Here is a 14,345-nt window from a genome sequence, read left to right on the forward strand (position 1 = left end):
TCTCCTTCGGGCAAAAGAAAACTCAACCTGCCGACTGGCAGGAATAAAGGTCGTAGATGCGGAACTGCGGCGACGCTCCGTCCGGAGCGGCGGGTGTGGCGACGGGTGTAAACGTGATGCGGCGGCTCTCGCCGGCGGCAAGATCGAAGGCGTTGTCGGAATAGCGGCCGGCCGTAGCGCTCTCGAGCATCACGAAGAGCGCCAGGCCCTTCGCCTGGACCAGAAGGTCGAGGGCTCCGTCACCGGTCGGTGATACGGAGAATTCGAGCCCCGGCGGTTCGAGATCCAATGCCTTATAGGTGCTGGCCACATAATGTCCCTCCCCGCCCATGCCGTTCGAGGCAGTGAAGCCCCAGGCGAGAATGCAATCGGCCGGAATTTCATCCGCCGCAATCGCCAGAGCCGTCACCGCCGCATCCGGGGAACAGACCGCCTCGACGCTCTTGAGCGGACGCCGCTCGCCAGACAGGGTGAGGACGGAAAGGTTGATGGTGACCGTCACGTCGGCGAGGGTATCGTTGACCAGCGACAGGCGGATTTCCCGGCCGTCCTCCGAGGGGATCGCGGCCACCGCGACCGGCTGGTAGAAGCGCCGCGCCATGTAGTGCAGCACCTTCCAGCTTCCGCCGTAATCGAGGCTCGACCAGGAGGCGACCGGCCATGTGTCGTTGAGCTGCCAATAGAGCGTGCCCATGCAATGGGGTTTGAGCGACCGCCAGAACTCCACCGCCGTCTTGATGGCGACGCCCTGCTGCACCTGGCTCAGATAGACGAAATTGGAAAAATCCCTCGGGAAGCGGAAATTGCGGAACATGGTGCCGGCGATGCGCTCGTTGCCGCCGGCATTCTTCTGGTGATGCTCCATCACCGGCGAGGCGATGTTCATGTCCTTGCGGTCCGCATAAGTCTCGATCACCGGCAGCGAGGTGTAGGACTGGAAGCCGAATTCCGAGCAGAAGCGGGGCTTGACCGAGCGGTAATTGTCGAACGGCTTGTTCTCGTGCCAGACGGACCAGTAATGCATGTCGCCGGAGCCATCCGCATGCCAGGCATCGCCATAGTCGAGATAGCCGGAAGCGGGGCTCGACGGCCACCAGATGGCATCGGGAGCTGCCTTCGCGAGAGCCTGTTCGATCACCCGGTTGAGGCGGTCGTAGGACACGAGATAGCGGTCGCGGTTCGCCCGCGACTCCACGAACCAGTTGAGCGCGCCGACCAGTTCGTTGTCGCCGCACCAGACAACGATCGAGGGATGCGAGACGAGCCTGCGGGCCTGGTAATCCACTTCCGCCGCGACGTTTTCGAGGAAATCCGGCGTCGATGGGTAGAGGTTGCAGGCAAACTGGAAATCCTGCCAGATCATGAGGCCGAGCCGGTCGCAGAGATCGTAGAACCAATCCGCCTCGTAGAAACCGCCGCCCCAGACGCGAATCATGTTCATGTTGGCATCGACTGCCGAGCGGAGCAGGTCTTCGGTCTTTTCGCGGCTGGTCAGCGAGAAGAGCGCATCGGCCGGAATCCAGTTGGCGCCGCGGCAGAATATCTCGCGGCCGTTGATGCGGAAGGCGAAGCGGCTGCCCGCCTCGTCGGGATCGGTCAGAAGCTCGACGGTGCGGAGACCAATCTGCCGGGTGACCGTCTCGCCCGGAATTTCGACCGAGAGTCGGTAAAGCCTCTGCTCGCCGCTGCCCGCCGGCCACCAGAGTTCCGGGTTTTCGATATCGAAGACGTGGCGGATGACCGTTTCGCCCGCCTCGATGCCGCAGTCGAGCCGCACCCGCTCGCCGTCGAGATCGAAATGCAGCGGGACGATGCCCGGATCGCGGGCATGGAGCGTCACCGCCACATGCAGTTCGGCCCTGCCTCCGACATGTCTCTGACTGGTGACGACGTGCTCGATCCGCGCCGTTTCGAGCCTCTTCAGCGCGATCGCGCGATAGAGGCCGAGCGGTGCGATGGCGATATTCCAGTCCCAGCCGAAATGGCATTGCGGCTTTCGCAGCATGTTGCCGTTCGGGATCGGCGAATTGGCCGTCGAATACGGGATGTAGAAGGGCTGGCGCGCCTGCCGTTCCGCCCCTTCCGCGATGCTGGAGCGGAAGAGAATGCGGATAACGTTCTCGCCGGATTTCAGCGCCTTCGAGACATCCGGCCGGTAGCGGCGGAAGCAATTGTCCGCCTCCAGAACCGAGTGACCGTTGACGAAAACCGTCGCCACCGTATCGAGATCGGTAATGTCGAGATACCAGGCGCCATCCGCATCATCGAGCGTGAAGCGGCGCTCGATCACCCAATCCCGATGAGCAACCCATTGCACGTCGTTTTCGTTGCGCCCGACATAGGGATCGGGAATGACGCCCGCCGTTTTCAGCGCGCTGTGTACATCGCCGGGGATAGGCATCTCGGTGCGATGCTGGCCGTCAGCCGACGCGAGCTCCCATGTGCCGGAAAGGTCGAGAATTGTCATGAAGCCTGTCCGGAACCGTTATTTCTTTCGGACGCTACCCCCCTCTGGCCTGCCGGCCATCTCCCCCTCAAGGGGGGAGATTGGATAGATGCGCGCTCACCATTCCCCATCACACGCGCCGCATGCCGGGCCGGCAGTTGTGACGCGCTGCTCATGCCGCTTGTAATCTCCCCCCTTGAGGGGGAGATGGCCGGCAGGCCAGAGGGGGGTATTTCACGCATGAAGAGCATCAAATCCGGTCCTCGGTCTCAGCATCGAAGAGAGAGGCGAGCGACATGTCGAAGCTCAGCTCCACCTTGCTGCCGACCGCATAGCGCCGCGCGCCGCCGATGCGGACGGAGAGCGTATGGCCGGCATGCTTGAGCCAGAGCAGGTTGTCGGCGCCCATCGGCTCCTCGATATCGACCACCGCCTCATGCGTTTCGCCGCCCGTCTTGCCGTCGACGGTGATGTGTTCCGGGCGCACGCCGAGCACGACCTTGCGCCCTGCCCTCAAGGGTTCGGCTGCATCGTAGCGGTCGAGCGAGAAATTGACGCCATGGGTGCGGAACACGACGCGACCGCCCTCCTCCGCCAGTTCGCCGCGCAGGAAGTTCATTGAGGGAGAGCCGATGAACCCGGCGACGAAGAGGTTTTTCGGCCGATTGTAGATATGGATCGGATCGTCGAGCTGCTGGATGACGCCGCTCTTCATGATGGCGATGCGATCGGCCAGCGTCAGCGCCTCGATCTGGTCGTGGGTGACGTATATCATGGTGTTCTTGAGCGACTGGTGCAGCCGCTTGATCTCGACGCGCAATTCCGAGCGCAGCTTGGCATCGAGGTTCGACAGCGGTTCGTCGAACAGGAAGACATCGACATCGCGCACCAGGGCACGGCCGATCGCAACGCGCTGGCGCTGGCCGCCGGAAAGTTCGGCCGGCTTGCGCTTCAACAGCGGGCCGATCTGCAGGATTTCAGCGGCGCGCGCGACCCGCTTGTCGATCTCCTCTTTCGGCACCTTGGCGACCCGCAGCCCGAAGGAAAGGTTCTTCTCCACCGTCATCTGCGGATAGAGCGCATAGGACTGGAAGACCATGCCGATGCCGCGATCCTTCGGCTCCTCCCAGGTGACGTTCTTCTCCTTGATGAAGATCTGTCCGTCGGTCGGCTCCAGAAGGCCGGCGATGCAATTGAGCAGCGTGGACTTGCCGCAGCCGGACGAGCCGAGCAGCACGAGGAACTCGCCGTCGCGGATATCGAGGTCGAGGTTCTGCAGCACGCTCACCGCACCGAAGGAGAGCGACAGGTCCCTGATGGAGACGCTGGGATTCGTGATTGAAACATTGGAGTTCATCAGGCTTACCCCTTGACTGCGCCGGCGGCGATGCCGCGGACGAAAAGACGGCCGGAAACGAAATAGACGATCAGGGGAACGGCGCCCGTCAGAAGCGTCGCGGCCATGTTGACGTTGTACTCCTTCACGCCCTGGACGGAGTTGACGATGTTGTTGAGCTGGACGGTCATCGGATAGGTGTCCGGCCGGGTGAAGACCACGCCGAAGAGGAAATCGTTCCAGATGCCGGTGACCTGCAGGATCATCGCGACCACGAAGATCGGCAGCGCCATGGGCAGCATGATCCGGAAATAGATCGACCAGAAACCCGCGCCGTCGATGCGCGCCGCCTTGAAGAGCTCCACCGGAAGCGAGGCGAAATAGTTGCGGAAGAGCAGCGTCAGGATCGGCATGCCGAAGATGGTATGGACGATGACGAGGCCGGTGAGCGTGCCGTAGACGCCGAGTTCCCTGAGCACGATGACGACCGGATAGATCATCACCTGATAGGGAATGAAGGCGCCGATGATGAGGATCGAGAAGAAGAGTTCCGATCCTTTGAAGCGCCAGTTGGCAAGCGAATAGCCGCTGACCGAAGCGACCGCGATGGACACCACCACGGAGGGCACGAGGATGCGCACGGAATTCCAGAAGCCGCGTGAGAGGCCATCGCAATTGAGGCCCGTGCAGGCCTCGGCCCAGGCCTTGACCCAGGGCTCGAAGGTGATCTCCATCGGCGGGGAGAAGATGTTGCCCATGCGGATTTCCGGCATGCCTTTGAGCGAGGTCACGACCATCACGTAAAGCGGCAGCAGGTAATAAAGGGCGGCGACGAAGAGCGTGCCGTAGAGCATGATGTTGCGGGGCGAGAGCGCCCGCCGGGGACGCCGCCCGCGCGGTCCTGACGCGACCCTGTCTGCGACGGCATCGAAGCCGGCGGCGGTGCGGTTGAGGGTGCCGATATCAGCCACGCTTGCGTCCTCCGAATTCGAGATAGGCCCAGGGGATGATGATGATGGCGACGGTCAGCAGCATCATCGTGGAGGCGGCGAAGCCCTGGCCGAGGTTCTGAGCCTGGAACATGTAATCGTAGACGTATTTCGCCGGGACTTCGGAGGCATTGCCGGGGCCGCCGCTCGTCTGCGCGACGACGAGATCGTAAACCTTGACGATGCCGCTCGCGATGATGACCAGCGTGGTGACGAAGACCGGCCGCATCATGGGAATGACGACGAAGAGATAGGTCCGCCACATCGGAATGCCGTCGACCCGCGCCGCCTTCCAGATATCCTCGTCGATGCCGCGCAAGCCGGCGAGCATGAGGCACATTACCAGTCCGGTTCCCTGCCAGAGCGCAGCGATCAGGATGCCGTAGATGACGATCTGCGGATTGTAGAGCGGGTCGAAGCTGAAACTCGTCCAGCCAAGCGAACGCACCACGGATTGCACGCCGAATTCCGGATTGAGCACCCATTGCCAGACAAGGCCGGTGACGATGAAGGAAAGCGCGAAAGGATAGAGAAAAATGGTGCGGAAGGTGTTTTCGAAACGGATCTTCTGATCCATCAGGGCCGCCAGCATGAAACCGATGACCAGGCTGAAGATCAGCGAGAGAATGCCGTAGATCGCCAGGTTCTGGATCGAGATGATCCAACGGGACGAGGCCCAAAGGCGCTCATACTGCTCGATGCCGACGAAGGACAGGCGCGGCAGGAGCCGCGAATTGGTGAAGGAGTAGAACACCGTCCAGATCGTGCCGCCGAGGAAGATCACGGTGGCGACCAGGATCATCGGAATGGAGGCGATCTTCGAATTGAGATTGCGGAACAGATGGTTCGGCCGTCCGGCCGCTGCCTGTTTGACCATGCCTGGCCATCCTCCGTTTGAGCAAAATAAACCGGTATGGGAGCCGGCCACTGCCGGATTCCTCAAGGTTCAAAACCGTGCCGATATTCCGCCGGCTGCGGGACAGCCGCCATGAAGACGACCGCCCCGCGCCGGGAGAAATCAATCGGCCGAGGCGATGATATCCACGAAGCGCTTCTGCGCGTCTTCCGGGGTTATGGAGGTGCTGGCGAAGAACTCCGACATCAGGTCCTCCTTCTGCTTCTGCGTATCCTGCGACAGAAGCTGATCCGTGCTGATCAGCACGGAGCCCTTGGCGAGGATATCGATGCCCTTCTTCATGCAATCGTTCGCGGCGGCGACATCGACGTCACCACGGACAGGCAGCGAGCCCTTCTTGAGATTGAAGGCGACCTGCACCTTGGGATCGACGATGGTCTCGGCCAGGATATCCTGCGCCTTTGACTTCTCTTCGTCCTCGATCAGCGGGAAATAGAAGGCGTCGCCGCCGGTCGCGAGATATTCGTTGAGGCCGAGGCCCGGCAGGCAGGAATAATCCGTCCCAGCCGTCTTTCCGGCGATCTGGAATTCGCCCTGCGCCCAGTCCCCCATGATCTGGCCGCCGGCCTTGCCGGTGATGACCATATTGGTCGCCTGGTTCCAATCCTGGACATTGCTGCCCTTGGCCATATCGCGGGCCTGGCTCGCGGCCTGGAAAATCTTCGCCATTTCCGGGCCGGCGGCAACTTCCGCATCCTTCTCCTGGTAGACCTTCTCGTAGATCTCCTTGCCGCCGATCGAGATGATCAGCGTATCGAAGAGGCCGTTCGCTTGCCAGGGCTGGCCGCCGAGCGCGAGCGGCTGGATGCCGGCCTCCTTGAGCTTGGGTGCGGCGGCGACGAACTCGTTCCAATCCTTCGGAACCGGCACGCCCGCCGTCTTGAAGGCGTCATTGGAAAGCCACAGCCATTGCCAGGAGTGGATATTGACCGGAGCGCAATAGATCTTGCCGTCGATGGTGCAGGAATCGAGCAGGCTCGCGGGACGGATGACTTCCTTCCACTTGCCCTTTTCCGCGACCTCCGTGAGATCGCGCATCAGGCCTTCCTGCACCAGTTCCTCGGCCTGGCGGCCGTGGTTGAACTGGGTGGCGCCCATCGGATCACCGCCGGTGATGCGGCTGATCATGATCGGCCGCGCCGTGCTGCCGGAGCCGGCGATCGCGCCGTCGATCCATTTATTGCCTGTCGCGTCGAATGCCTTGGCAAGCTCGCCGACCGCCGCCGCCTCGCCGCCCGATGTCCACCAATGGGTCACTTCCAGATCAGTCGCATTCGCAAGCCCGAAAGGCAGCGCGACGGTCGCGGCCAATGTGGCCGCCATGGCACGGATGTTCATGAGTGTCCTCCCTCACTGAAACGTTGCCGTAAAAAGCTATGTCAATCGCTCGCGGCAGGCAACCGTCTTTTCCGGAAAAATCTTTTGAAGGAGACAAATACAATCTGAAGATGTGCAATCCTTCTCCCGACACATACATCGTGCCCATGCAATATCGGGGGAAACAGCCTTCAATTTAACGAATTTACGCTTTGCAGGCGGATCAACGACCTCGCAGGCGCACAAAAACATCTCGCGGCTGCGTTGTACAACTTCCGGGATCGGCATTTCTGAAACGCTGCGAATTACCCCTCGACATTTTTCCTGTAACGTTTCAGTTTATTGCGTAAATCGAAGGATTTGGGAGGGAGCCCGGACGTTTCCAGGCAGCCAAAAGCGCACTATAGTGAAGGCCTGAATCGGGCGGCGACAGCATATGGATGACAGTGGAAGACGACGGACGGAGGGAGCGCAGGCCGCGCTTCGCGAACGCCCGACCTTGAAGACAATCGCCTTCATGACGGGGCTCGGCATCACCACCGTCTCGCGGGCGCTGAAGGATGCGCCGGATATCGGCGCCGAAACGAAGGAGCGGGTGCGGCTCGTCGCCAACCAGCTCGGCTATCAGCCCAACCGCGCCGGCGTGAGGCTCAGAACCGGCAAGACAAACGTCATCGCCCTGGTGCTGAGCTTCGAAGAGGAGCTGATGGGCTTCACCAGCCAGATGGTGCGCGGCATTTCCGAGGTGCTGGTGGGCACCCAGTATCACCTGGTGGTCACGCCGCATTCCTTCCAGAAGGACCCGATGGTGCCGGTGCGCTATATCCTCGATACGGGATCGGCGGACGGCGTCATCATCTCGCGCATCGAACCTGACGATGCGCGGGTGCGGCTGATGACGGAGCGGAACCTGCCCTTCGTCACCCATGGCCGGACCGACATGGGCATCGTCCACCCCTATCACGACCACGACAACGAGGCTTTCGCCTATCAGGCCGTCGAACGGCTCGTGAAAAAGGGAAGAAGGCGGATCGCCTTCCTGCCACCGCCCAACCGCCTCTCCTTCTATTTTCACAGCCGGGCGGGATTCGAGCGCGGGATAGCGGATTTCGGCGCGACCGAGGTGCCGATGGGGCGCGTCAATATCGAGATGCCGCTCGAGGAAATACGCGCCCATGGCGAGGCGATGATGCGCTCCGCCGATCCGCCGGAAGGCATCATTTCCATCAGTGGTTCTTCCACGATCGCGCTCGTGGCCGGTATCGAGGCCGCAGGGAAAAGGCTCGGCGTCGATGTCGACATGGTATCGAAGCAATCGGCGGAATTCCTGAACTGGATCCGGCCGGAAATCTACACGGTCAACGAGGACGTCCGCCAGGGCGGGCGCGAGCTCGCCAAGGCGCTTTTGGCGCGCATCGACGGCGTGGAACCGCAGCTTCTGCAAAGCATCAGCCCGCCTTCCTGGTCCTCGATGGCGCCAGGGGATTGAGCGTTTTTCACAAACCGCTTGCAGGGAACAAGGCAGATACAAAAATGGCCCCTTTCGGGGCCATTCTTTTTGCTGTTCGCTAAATCGCTATTAGCGCGAATAGAATTCGACAACCAGGTGCGGCTCCATGATGACCGCGTACGGTACGTCGGAGAGCGAGGGAACGCGAACAAAGGTCGCGACCATCTTGTTGTGATCGACTTCGATATAGTCCGGAACGTCACGCTCGGCGAGCTGGACGGCTTCCAGAACCGAAACGAGCTGCTTGGACTTCTGACGGACTTCGATGACGTCGCCCGGCTTGCAGCGGTAGGAACCGATGTTAACGCGAACACCGTTCACGGTCACGTGGCCGTGGTTGATGAACTGACGCGATGCGAAAACGGTCGGCACGAACTTGGCGCGATAGACGATCGCGTCGAGGCGCGATTCCAGGAGGCCGATCAGGTTCTCCGAGGTGTCGCCCTTGCGGCGGTTGGCTTCGTCGTAGGTGGCGCGGAACTGCTTCTCGCGGATATCGCCGTAATAGCCCTTCAGCTTCTGCTTGGCGCGGAGCTGCACGCCGAAGTCGGAGAGCTTGCCCTTGCGGCGCTGGCCGTGCTGGCCGGGGCCGTATTCGCGGCGGTTGACCGGGGACTTCGGACGGCCCCAGATGTTTTCGCCCATACGGCGGTCAATTTTATACTTGGACGATTCGCGCTTGCTCATCGCATTTCCTTCTCAAACGGTTACACCGGCTTGTTGCCAAACCGGATCAAGGAAACACGCCCTCCTCTGAACCTCGATTTGAGAGGCTCTGACAGGTTTCTCACGAAAGCGATCGGAGACAACCACGGGACATGTCAAATGAAACACCGGGCGTTTCCACCCGGCGTTGGCGGGGTCTTTAGGCCGGCCGCATAAAAATGTCAACCGGGCTCTTGAAGCGGATGCCTGGAACAACGATCTAGCCGAGGTGGGATCCGGGCCCCTCTGGCGTATTCCGGACATGCGTGATGTCGGATTCCCCTTTAGAGCCAACCTCGTCCGGATAAGGTTGACTGATGGACTTCCTATTTTTGGATTTTCTCGGCACGCCCGCATGGATGTGGGCGCTCTTCCTCTCGCTCGTCCTCGGACTTCTCATTCTCGATCTTGGCGTCCTTCATAAGGAATCGAAGGAAATCGGCGTCAAGGAAAGCATGTGGATGTCTGCTTTCTATATCGCGATGGGCCTCGCCTTCGGCGGCTGGATCTGGTTCCAGTCCGGCCAGCAGCCCGCGATCGAATATCTCACCGGCTTCGTCGTTGAGAAAAGCCTGGCGATGGACAACATCTTCATCATCGCCATGATCTTCTCCTATTTCGCCATTCCCAGGCAGTACCAGCACCGCGTGCTGCTCTACGGCATCCTCGGCGTGATCGTGCTTCGCGGCATCATGATCGCGGGCGGTGCTGCGATCGTGGAAAACTTCCACTGGGTACTCTACCTGTTCGCGGCCTTCCTGCTCTTCACCGGCATCAAGATGCTGATCTCTTCCGACCATAGTGAGGAGGATATCGGCAACAACGCGGTGCTGAAATTCCTGCGCAGGCGATTGCCGGTAACGCAGGGCTTGCGTGGAGAGAGTTTCTTCGTGCGTGAAAAGGATGGGACCGGCCGACTCAAGACCTTCGTGACGCCGCTCTTCCTGGCGCTCATCATGGTGGAGCTGGCGGACCTCGTCTTCGCGGTCGATTCGATCCCCGCGATCTTCGCGATCACGACGGACCCGTTCCTGGTCTATACCTCGAACATCTTCGCGATACTCGGCCTGCGCGCGCTCTATTTCGCTCTCGCAGCCCTGATGCACCGCTTCGCCTATCTGAAATATTCGCTGGCGGCGGTGCTGATCTTCGTCGGCTCGAAAATCTTCGTGGCCGACATGCTGGGTATCGCAAAAATCCCGCCGTCTATCTCCCTCGGCGTTACGATCTCCATCCTGGCGGCCGGCATTCTCGGCTCGCTCTGGGCGACGCGCAAGGAGAACGAAGCGACCTGACATGAAATCGGCTCTCCCGTCCGCTACCAGGCGGGAGAGCTATTCCGCTGCCGCCCTCGCCTCGCCCTCGTCCGGCGCATCGGCATTGCCGGGCGCGGTCTCGGCTTGCAGATCCGGGAAAGCGACGATGCGCTTGCCGGAAAAATCCGCGTGCACCACGATCAGCCCCTGCTCCTCGAAATAACCGAGAAGACGACGCGCGCGACGCGCGGAGTGGGTGCCATAGGCGCGGGCGATGCGGGCATCTGACGGGCATTCCTCGCCGCCGATCGCGGCCTTCGCCATCATCAGGAACACGCCCTGGAGATCGTCCGAAACGCCGGAGGAAAGCGAAAGCGCGGTCGCCCAAGCCTCGCTGGCCGCCGTTTCCGCATCCACGCCCGAACGGGCGACCGCCACGCGGCGGCGGAACTCGGAGAGCGACAGCGGCGGACCGGGCAGACGGCGCATGCGGGCGCGCACGAGGAAATCCTGATAGAGAACGGAATCCGTGCGGTAGGCCGATTGCGGATCGTCGAGGATTTCCGAGAGCACGACCGACAGGCGCTCCTCCCGCTCTTCCGGCGAAAGCTCCGGCTGCGGAGCGCGTGCCTCCTGCGCGGTCGAGGACGCTGCGGCCGGAGTGGAGCGCGAGAGCTCCGCCAGGATATCCGTGGTCGGGCGCGGCTGCGGAGGGGCGCGGCGGACGATCGGCCGGGTAAACTCCTCCGGATCAGGCGTGAAGATCAGATCCTCGACATCCTGCGGCGCATCCGGCAGCGGCATCAGCTTGGGGCTCGACGAGCGCGCCGAGGTTTCCACCGCGCCGATGACGATCGGCAGCGGGCGGCGCGAGAGCGCCGGGCCGAGCGCGACAAAATTGCCGCGCTTCAGGTCGCGGAACATTTCCGCCTGGCGGCGGTCCATGCCGAGAAGATCGGCGGCGCGCGCCATGTCGATATCCAGAAAGGTGCGCCCCATCAGGAAGTTCGAGGCTTCCGCCGCAACGTTCTTGGCAAGCTTCGCCAGCCGCTGCGTGGCGATCACGCCCGCCAGTCCGCGCTTGCGGCCACGGCACATCAGGTTGGTCATCGCGCCGAGCGACATCTTTCTGGCGTCTTCGGAAACATCGCCGCCAACGGAGGGCGCGAACATCTGCGCCTCGTCCACCACTACCAGAACCGGATACCAGTAGTCACGATCGGCATCGAACATACCGTTCAGGAAGGCTGCGGCGGCGCGCATCTGCTCTTCGAGGTCGAGACCTTCGAGGGTGAGGACGCAGGAGACGCGATTCTTGCGGATGCGGTTGGCGATGCCTGCAAGTTCCGCCTCGGTGCGCTCGCCATCGACAACGACATGACCGTACTTATCGGACAGCGTGACGAAATCGCCTTCCGGATCGATCACCACCTGCTGCACCCATGGAGCCGATTGCTCCAGAAGACGGCGAAGCAGGTGCGACTTGCCGGAACCGGAATTTCCCTGCACGAGCAGACGCGTGGCCAGAAGCTCCTCGATATCGAGCTTGGCCGGAGCACCCCCGGTCACAGTTCCCATATCGATGCCGACCTGCAAAGCACTTCCCTCGTAAGCTGTCTCTTAGCGGTGACGCCAACGCGCGCCGCGACTCCGTCCCTCTAGCAGAGATCGGGATTCGTTTCGCCGGGCAAGAGCGAAAATGCACAGGCTTTGCGGCTACTCGAAATTGAGCTGCCAGGAAACGCCGAAGCGATCGTTGAGCCAGCAGAATTTCCGGCTGAAGCCGTAATTGCCGATCGGCATCAGAAACGCCCCGCCCTCTCCCAGGCGCAGGGCCAGCCGCTCCAGCTCCGCTTCCGTTGCGCATTCTACGAAGAAGGAAAAGGAGGGCGTGAACTCGAAGGCATGCTTGACCGGGCTATCGATGCAATCCACCTGCTGGCCGGCAAGCTCGAAGGTGGCGCGATACACGCTGCCTTCCGCGCCCATCTCGCCCGGCCCGTAGCGCTTGATATCGACGATCCGGCTTTCCGGCAGCACTGACGTATAGAAGGTGATCGCCTCCTCGCAGGCATTGCCTTGGAACATCAGGAACGGCCGCACGGATTTGACTGCTTTCGACATGACATCCTCCCTTACGTGGCGGCCCTTCGATAGAAAGCCAGCGATCCCGCGAGCATCAGGAGCGCACCGCCGCAGAACCGGTCGAGCCACAGCGCGCCCTTGTTCTTCAAGAGATGCACGGCTTTCGATCCGAGCATCGCATAGGCGAACATGACCGTGAAATCGATGATCGCGAAAACGACGGCGAGCATCGCATATTGCGGCAATTGCGGCTCGCCGGCCATGATGAACTGCGGCAGGAAGGCGGAGAAGAAGAGATAGCCCTTGGGATTGGTGACGGCGACCAGGAAGCTCTTGAGGAAGATCGACCTCGGCGAAGCCGAAAGCTTCGGCATTCCCTCGCCCTCAATATCGAGCGAGCCCTTGGAGCGGAGCAGCATCAGGCCGAGAAAGGCGAGATAGCCGGCACCGACCCATTTGACGACCGAAAACCAGAATTCGGATGCCGCCAGCAGGGCACCGAGGCCGACCGCAACGGCACCGATCAGCACGAAATCGGAAGCCATGGCGCCGGCCATGCCCGGAAGCGCGCGACGAACGCCGTAACGAGAGCCGTTGGTGAGTGCCAGAAGCACGGTCGGACCCGGCGTGGCGATGCCGATGAAGGATACGATGACGAATGCCAGCAGCGTCAGTTCGGTCATCGCTTACCCTCCCTACCAGAGATGCCGGCCGTCGATGACCGTGTGCGGCCATTCCTCGGCATCGAAATCGTCAAGCAGCCGGGCATTCACACCGATCCGGCGCGTCTTGCCGTCCCAGGTGCCATCCATCTGGAAATCCGGGCTGTCGCTATAGGTGCCGCAACCGCATGTGCCGCAGAAATGATGCGCCACCAGTTTCGAATTCCAGCGATAGACGCGATCGCTTGCCGGATCGGCCGTCACCCTCACCTGCTTCGGCTCGTAATAGGCATAGAGCGTGCCGCGCCTGGAGCAGAAGGTGCAGGTGCAGCGGGTGAGCGCCTGCGGCAGTTCGCCGGCGATCTCGAAAACGGTGTCGCCGCAATGGCATCGGCCTGTCAGCATCGGTTCCTCCTCCCGAACAGAGCTTTACGCGGCGGCCCTCTTGAAGCCGAGCGACAGAAGGCCCGCGCCGATCATCAGCGAACCGCCGGTGCGGTTGACGATCCTCTGGACCTTCGGCTTGCGGATCGTGTTGCGCGCCATGGCGGCGAGCAGGCCGTAAAGCGCAGCGTTCAGGGTCGCCAGCACCAGGAAGGTCACTTCGAACACCGCCATCTGGAAGAAGAGCGGCTTCGAAAGATCAAGGAACTGCGGCAGGAAGGCGACGAAGAAGACGATGCTCTTGGGGTTGAGCGCGGTGACCGCATAGGTGTGCAGGAAGATGCGGACGGGCCGTGCAGACGGCGCATCTTCCTCGATCACTTCCTGACGCTCCGAGACCGGGGCACGCCAGAGCTTGAGACCGAGATAGACGAGATAGGCCGCACCCACCCATTTCAGCACGGTGAAGAGCGTTGCCGATGTCGCCAGCAGCGCGCCGAGGCCGAGCATGGAGGCCGTCATCGCCGTGAAATCGCCGAGCGCCACGCCGGCAACGGTCGCAGAGGCCACCTTTCGGCCATGACTCAGCGCATAGGAAATGACGAGCAGGATCGTCGGGCCGGGAATGGCGAGCAGAACCGCGGAAGCGGCGACGAAGGCGAGCCAGTGTTCAAGCGACATGCGGAAACTCCTCCAGCAAACGGAGCGAGCAAGCCACCGAATTGCCGGCTTGGCAAGG

At 61.8% G+C, this 14,345-nt stretch carries 13 protein-coding genes; 2 read left to right on the forward strand and 11 right to left on the reverse strand.

Translation table 11 applies throughout. From position 1 onward, the window contains the following. Positions 1 to 22: 22 nt before the first annotated feature. From YH62_RS02220 to YH62_RS02240, 5 genes are all read right to left on the reverse strand, one after another. Positions 23 to 2,467, reverse strand: coding sequence for a glycoside hydrolase family 2 protein (locus YH62_RS02220; RefSeq protein ID WP_046792504.1), 2,445 nt, complete (start codon positions 2,465 to 2,467; stop codon positions 23 to 25). 229 nt (positions 2,468 to 2,696) lie between these two features. After that, entirely contained in the window at positions 2,697 to 3,803 is a 1,107-nt protein-coding gene (locus YH62_RS02225; RefSeq protein WP_046792505.1) for an ABC transporter ATP-binding protein, read from the reverse strand. A gap of 5 nt (positions 3,804 to 3,808) precedes the next feature. After that, positions 3,809 to 4,753, reverse strand: a complete 945-nt coding sequence (locus tag YH62_RS02230; RefSeq protein WP_046792506.1) for a carbohydrate ABC transporter permease — start codon at positions 4,751 to 4,753, stop codon at positions 3,809 to 3,811. Continuing rightward, entirely contained in the window at positions 4,746 to 5,648 is a 903-nt protein-coding gene (locus YH62_RS02235) for a sugar ABC transporter permease (RefSeq protein ID WP_046792507.1), read from the reverse strand. The genes YH62_RS02230 and YH62_RS02235 overlap by 8 nt, the downstream gene beginning before the upstream one ends. Positions 5,649 to 5,789: 141 nt before the next feature. Further along, positions 5,790 to 7,025, reverse strand: coding sequence for an ABC transporter substrate-binding protein (locus YH62_RS02240; protein ID WP_046792508.1), 1,236 nt, complete (start codon positions 7,023 to 7,025; stop codon positions 5,790 to 5,792). A 415-nt stretch (positions 7,026 to 7,440) separates the two neighbouring features. Between YH62_RS02240 and YH62_RS02245 the strand changes: the two genes are divergently transcribed. Beyond that, complete coding sequence (locus tag YH62_RS02245; protein ID WP_046792509.1) at positions 7,441 to 8,493, forward strand: LacI family transcriptional regulator; 1,053 nt, start codon at positions 7,441 to 7,443, stop codon at positions 8,491 to 8,493. 90 nt (positions 8,494 to 8,583) lie between these two features. Here the strand turns inward: YH62_RS02245 and rpsD are convergent, their stop codons facing one another. Then, complete coding sequence (rpsD, locus tag YH62_RS02250) at positions 8,584 to 9,201, reverse strand: 30S ribosomal protein S4 (RefSeq protein WP_046792510.1); 618 nt, start codon at positions 9,199 to 9,201, stop codon at positions 8,584 to 8,586. Between the two features lie 335 nt (positions 9,202 to 9,536). Here rpsD and YH62_RS02255 point away from each other — a divergent pair, with 335 nt between their 5' ends. Further along, positions 9,537 to 10,514: a TerC family protein gene (locus YH62_RS02255; RefSeq protein WP_046792511.1), complete on the forward strand. Its 978-nt coding sequence runs from the start codon at positions 9,537 to 9,539 to the stop codon at positions 10,512 to 10,514. Positions 10,515 to 10,553: 39 nt separating this feature from the next. On the opposite strand, the gene YH62_RS02260 is transcribed toward YH62_RS02255, so the two are convergent. The 5 genes from YH62_RS02260 to YH62_RS02280 all read right to left on the reverse strand — a co-directional run bounded on the left by YH62_RS02260 (position 10,554) and on the right by YH62_RS02280 (position 14,287). Continuing rightward, entirely contained in the window at positions 10,554 to 12,071 is a 1,518-nt protein-coding gene (locus YH62_RS02260) for an ATP-binding protein (protein ID WP_046792512.1), read from the reverse strand. 120 nt (positions 12,072 to 12,191) lie between these two features. After that, entirely contained in the window at positions 12,192 to 12,599 is a 408-nt protein-coding gene (locus YH62_RS02265) for a VOC family protein (RefSeq protein WP_046792513.1), read from the reverse strand. An 11-nt stretch (positions 12,600 to 12,610) separates the two neighbouring features. After that, positions 12,611 to 13,243 carry a LysE family translocator gene (locus YH62_RS02270; RefSeq protein ID WP_046792514.1) on the reverse strand — a complete coding sequence of 211 codons (633 nt, stop codon included), beginning with the start codon at positions 13,241 to 13,243 and terminating at the stop codon, positions 12,611 to 12,613. 12 nt (positions 13,244 to 13,255) lie between these two features. Then, entirely contained in the window at positions 13,256 to 13,627 is a 372-nt protein-coding gene (locus YH62_RS02275) for an aldehyde-activating protein (RefSeq protein ID WP_046792515.1), read from the reverse strand. A gap of 24 nt (positions 13,628 to 13,651) precedes the next feature. Continuing rightward, the gene (locus YH62_RS02280; RefSeq protein ID WP_046792516.1) at positions 13,652 to 14,287 is read right to left on the reverse strand and encodes a LysE family translocator; all 636 of its coding nucleotides are present in this window, start codon (positions 14,285 to 14,287) and stop codon (positions 13,652 to 13,654) included. Positions 14,288 to 14,345 lie beyond the last annotated feature (58 nt).

The sequence above is a fragment of the Rhizobium sp. LC145 genome, assembly GCF_001005825.1.
Lineage (GTDB): Bacteria > Pseudomonadota > Alphaproteobacteria > Rhizobiales > Rhizobiaceae > Neorhizobium.

Bases quoted from the DNA above. Each gene is read 5' to 3' on its own strand.
- rpsD (WP_046792510.1), bottom strand. From the start codon at position 9,201: ATGAGCAAGCGCGAATCGTCCAAGTATAAAATTGACCGCCGTATGGGC.
- YH62_RS02280 (WP_046792516.1), bottom strand. From the start codon at position 14,287: ATGTCGCTTGAACACTGGCTCGCCTTCGTCGCCGCTTCCGCGGTTCTG.
- YH62_RS02240 (WP_046792508.1), bottom strand. From the start codon at position 7,025: ATGAACATCCGTGCCATGGCGGCCACATTGGCCGCGACCGTCGCGCTG.
- YH62_RS02220 (WP_046792504.1), bottom strand. From the start codon at position 2,467: ATGACAATTCTCGACCTTTCCGGCACATGGGAGCTCGCGTCGGCTGAC.
- YH62_RS02245 (WP_046792509.1), top strand. From the start codon at position 7,441: ATGGATGACAGTGGAAGACGACGGACGGAGGGAGCGCAGGCCGCGCTT.
- YH62_RS02255 (WP_046792511.1), top strand. From the start codon at position 9,537: ATGGACTTCCTATTTTTGGATTTTCTCGGCACGCCCGCATGGATGTGG.
- YH62_RS02270 (WP_046792514.1), bottom strand. From the start codon at position 13,243: ATGACCGAACTGACGCTGCTGGCATTCGTCATCGTATCCTTCATCGGC.
- YH62_RS02265 (WP_046792513.1), bottom strand. From the start codon at position 12,599: ATGTCGAAAGCAGTCAAATCCGTGCGGCCGTTCCTGATGTTCCAAGGC.
- YH62_RS02235 (WP_046792507.1), bottom strand. From the start codon at position 5,648: ATGGTCAAACAGGCAGCGGCCGGACGGCCGAACCATCTGTTCCGCAAT.
- YH62_RS02225 (WP_046792505.1), bottom strand. From the start codon at position 3,803: ATGAACTCCAATGTTTCAATCACGAATCCCAGCGTCTCCATCAGGGAC.
- YH62_RS02275 (WP_046792515.1), bottom strand. From the start codon at position 13,627: ATGCTGACAGGCCGATGCCATTGCGGCGACACCGTTTTCGAGATCGCC.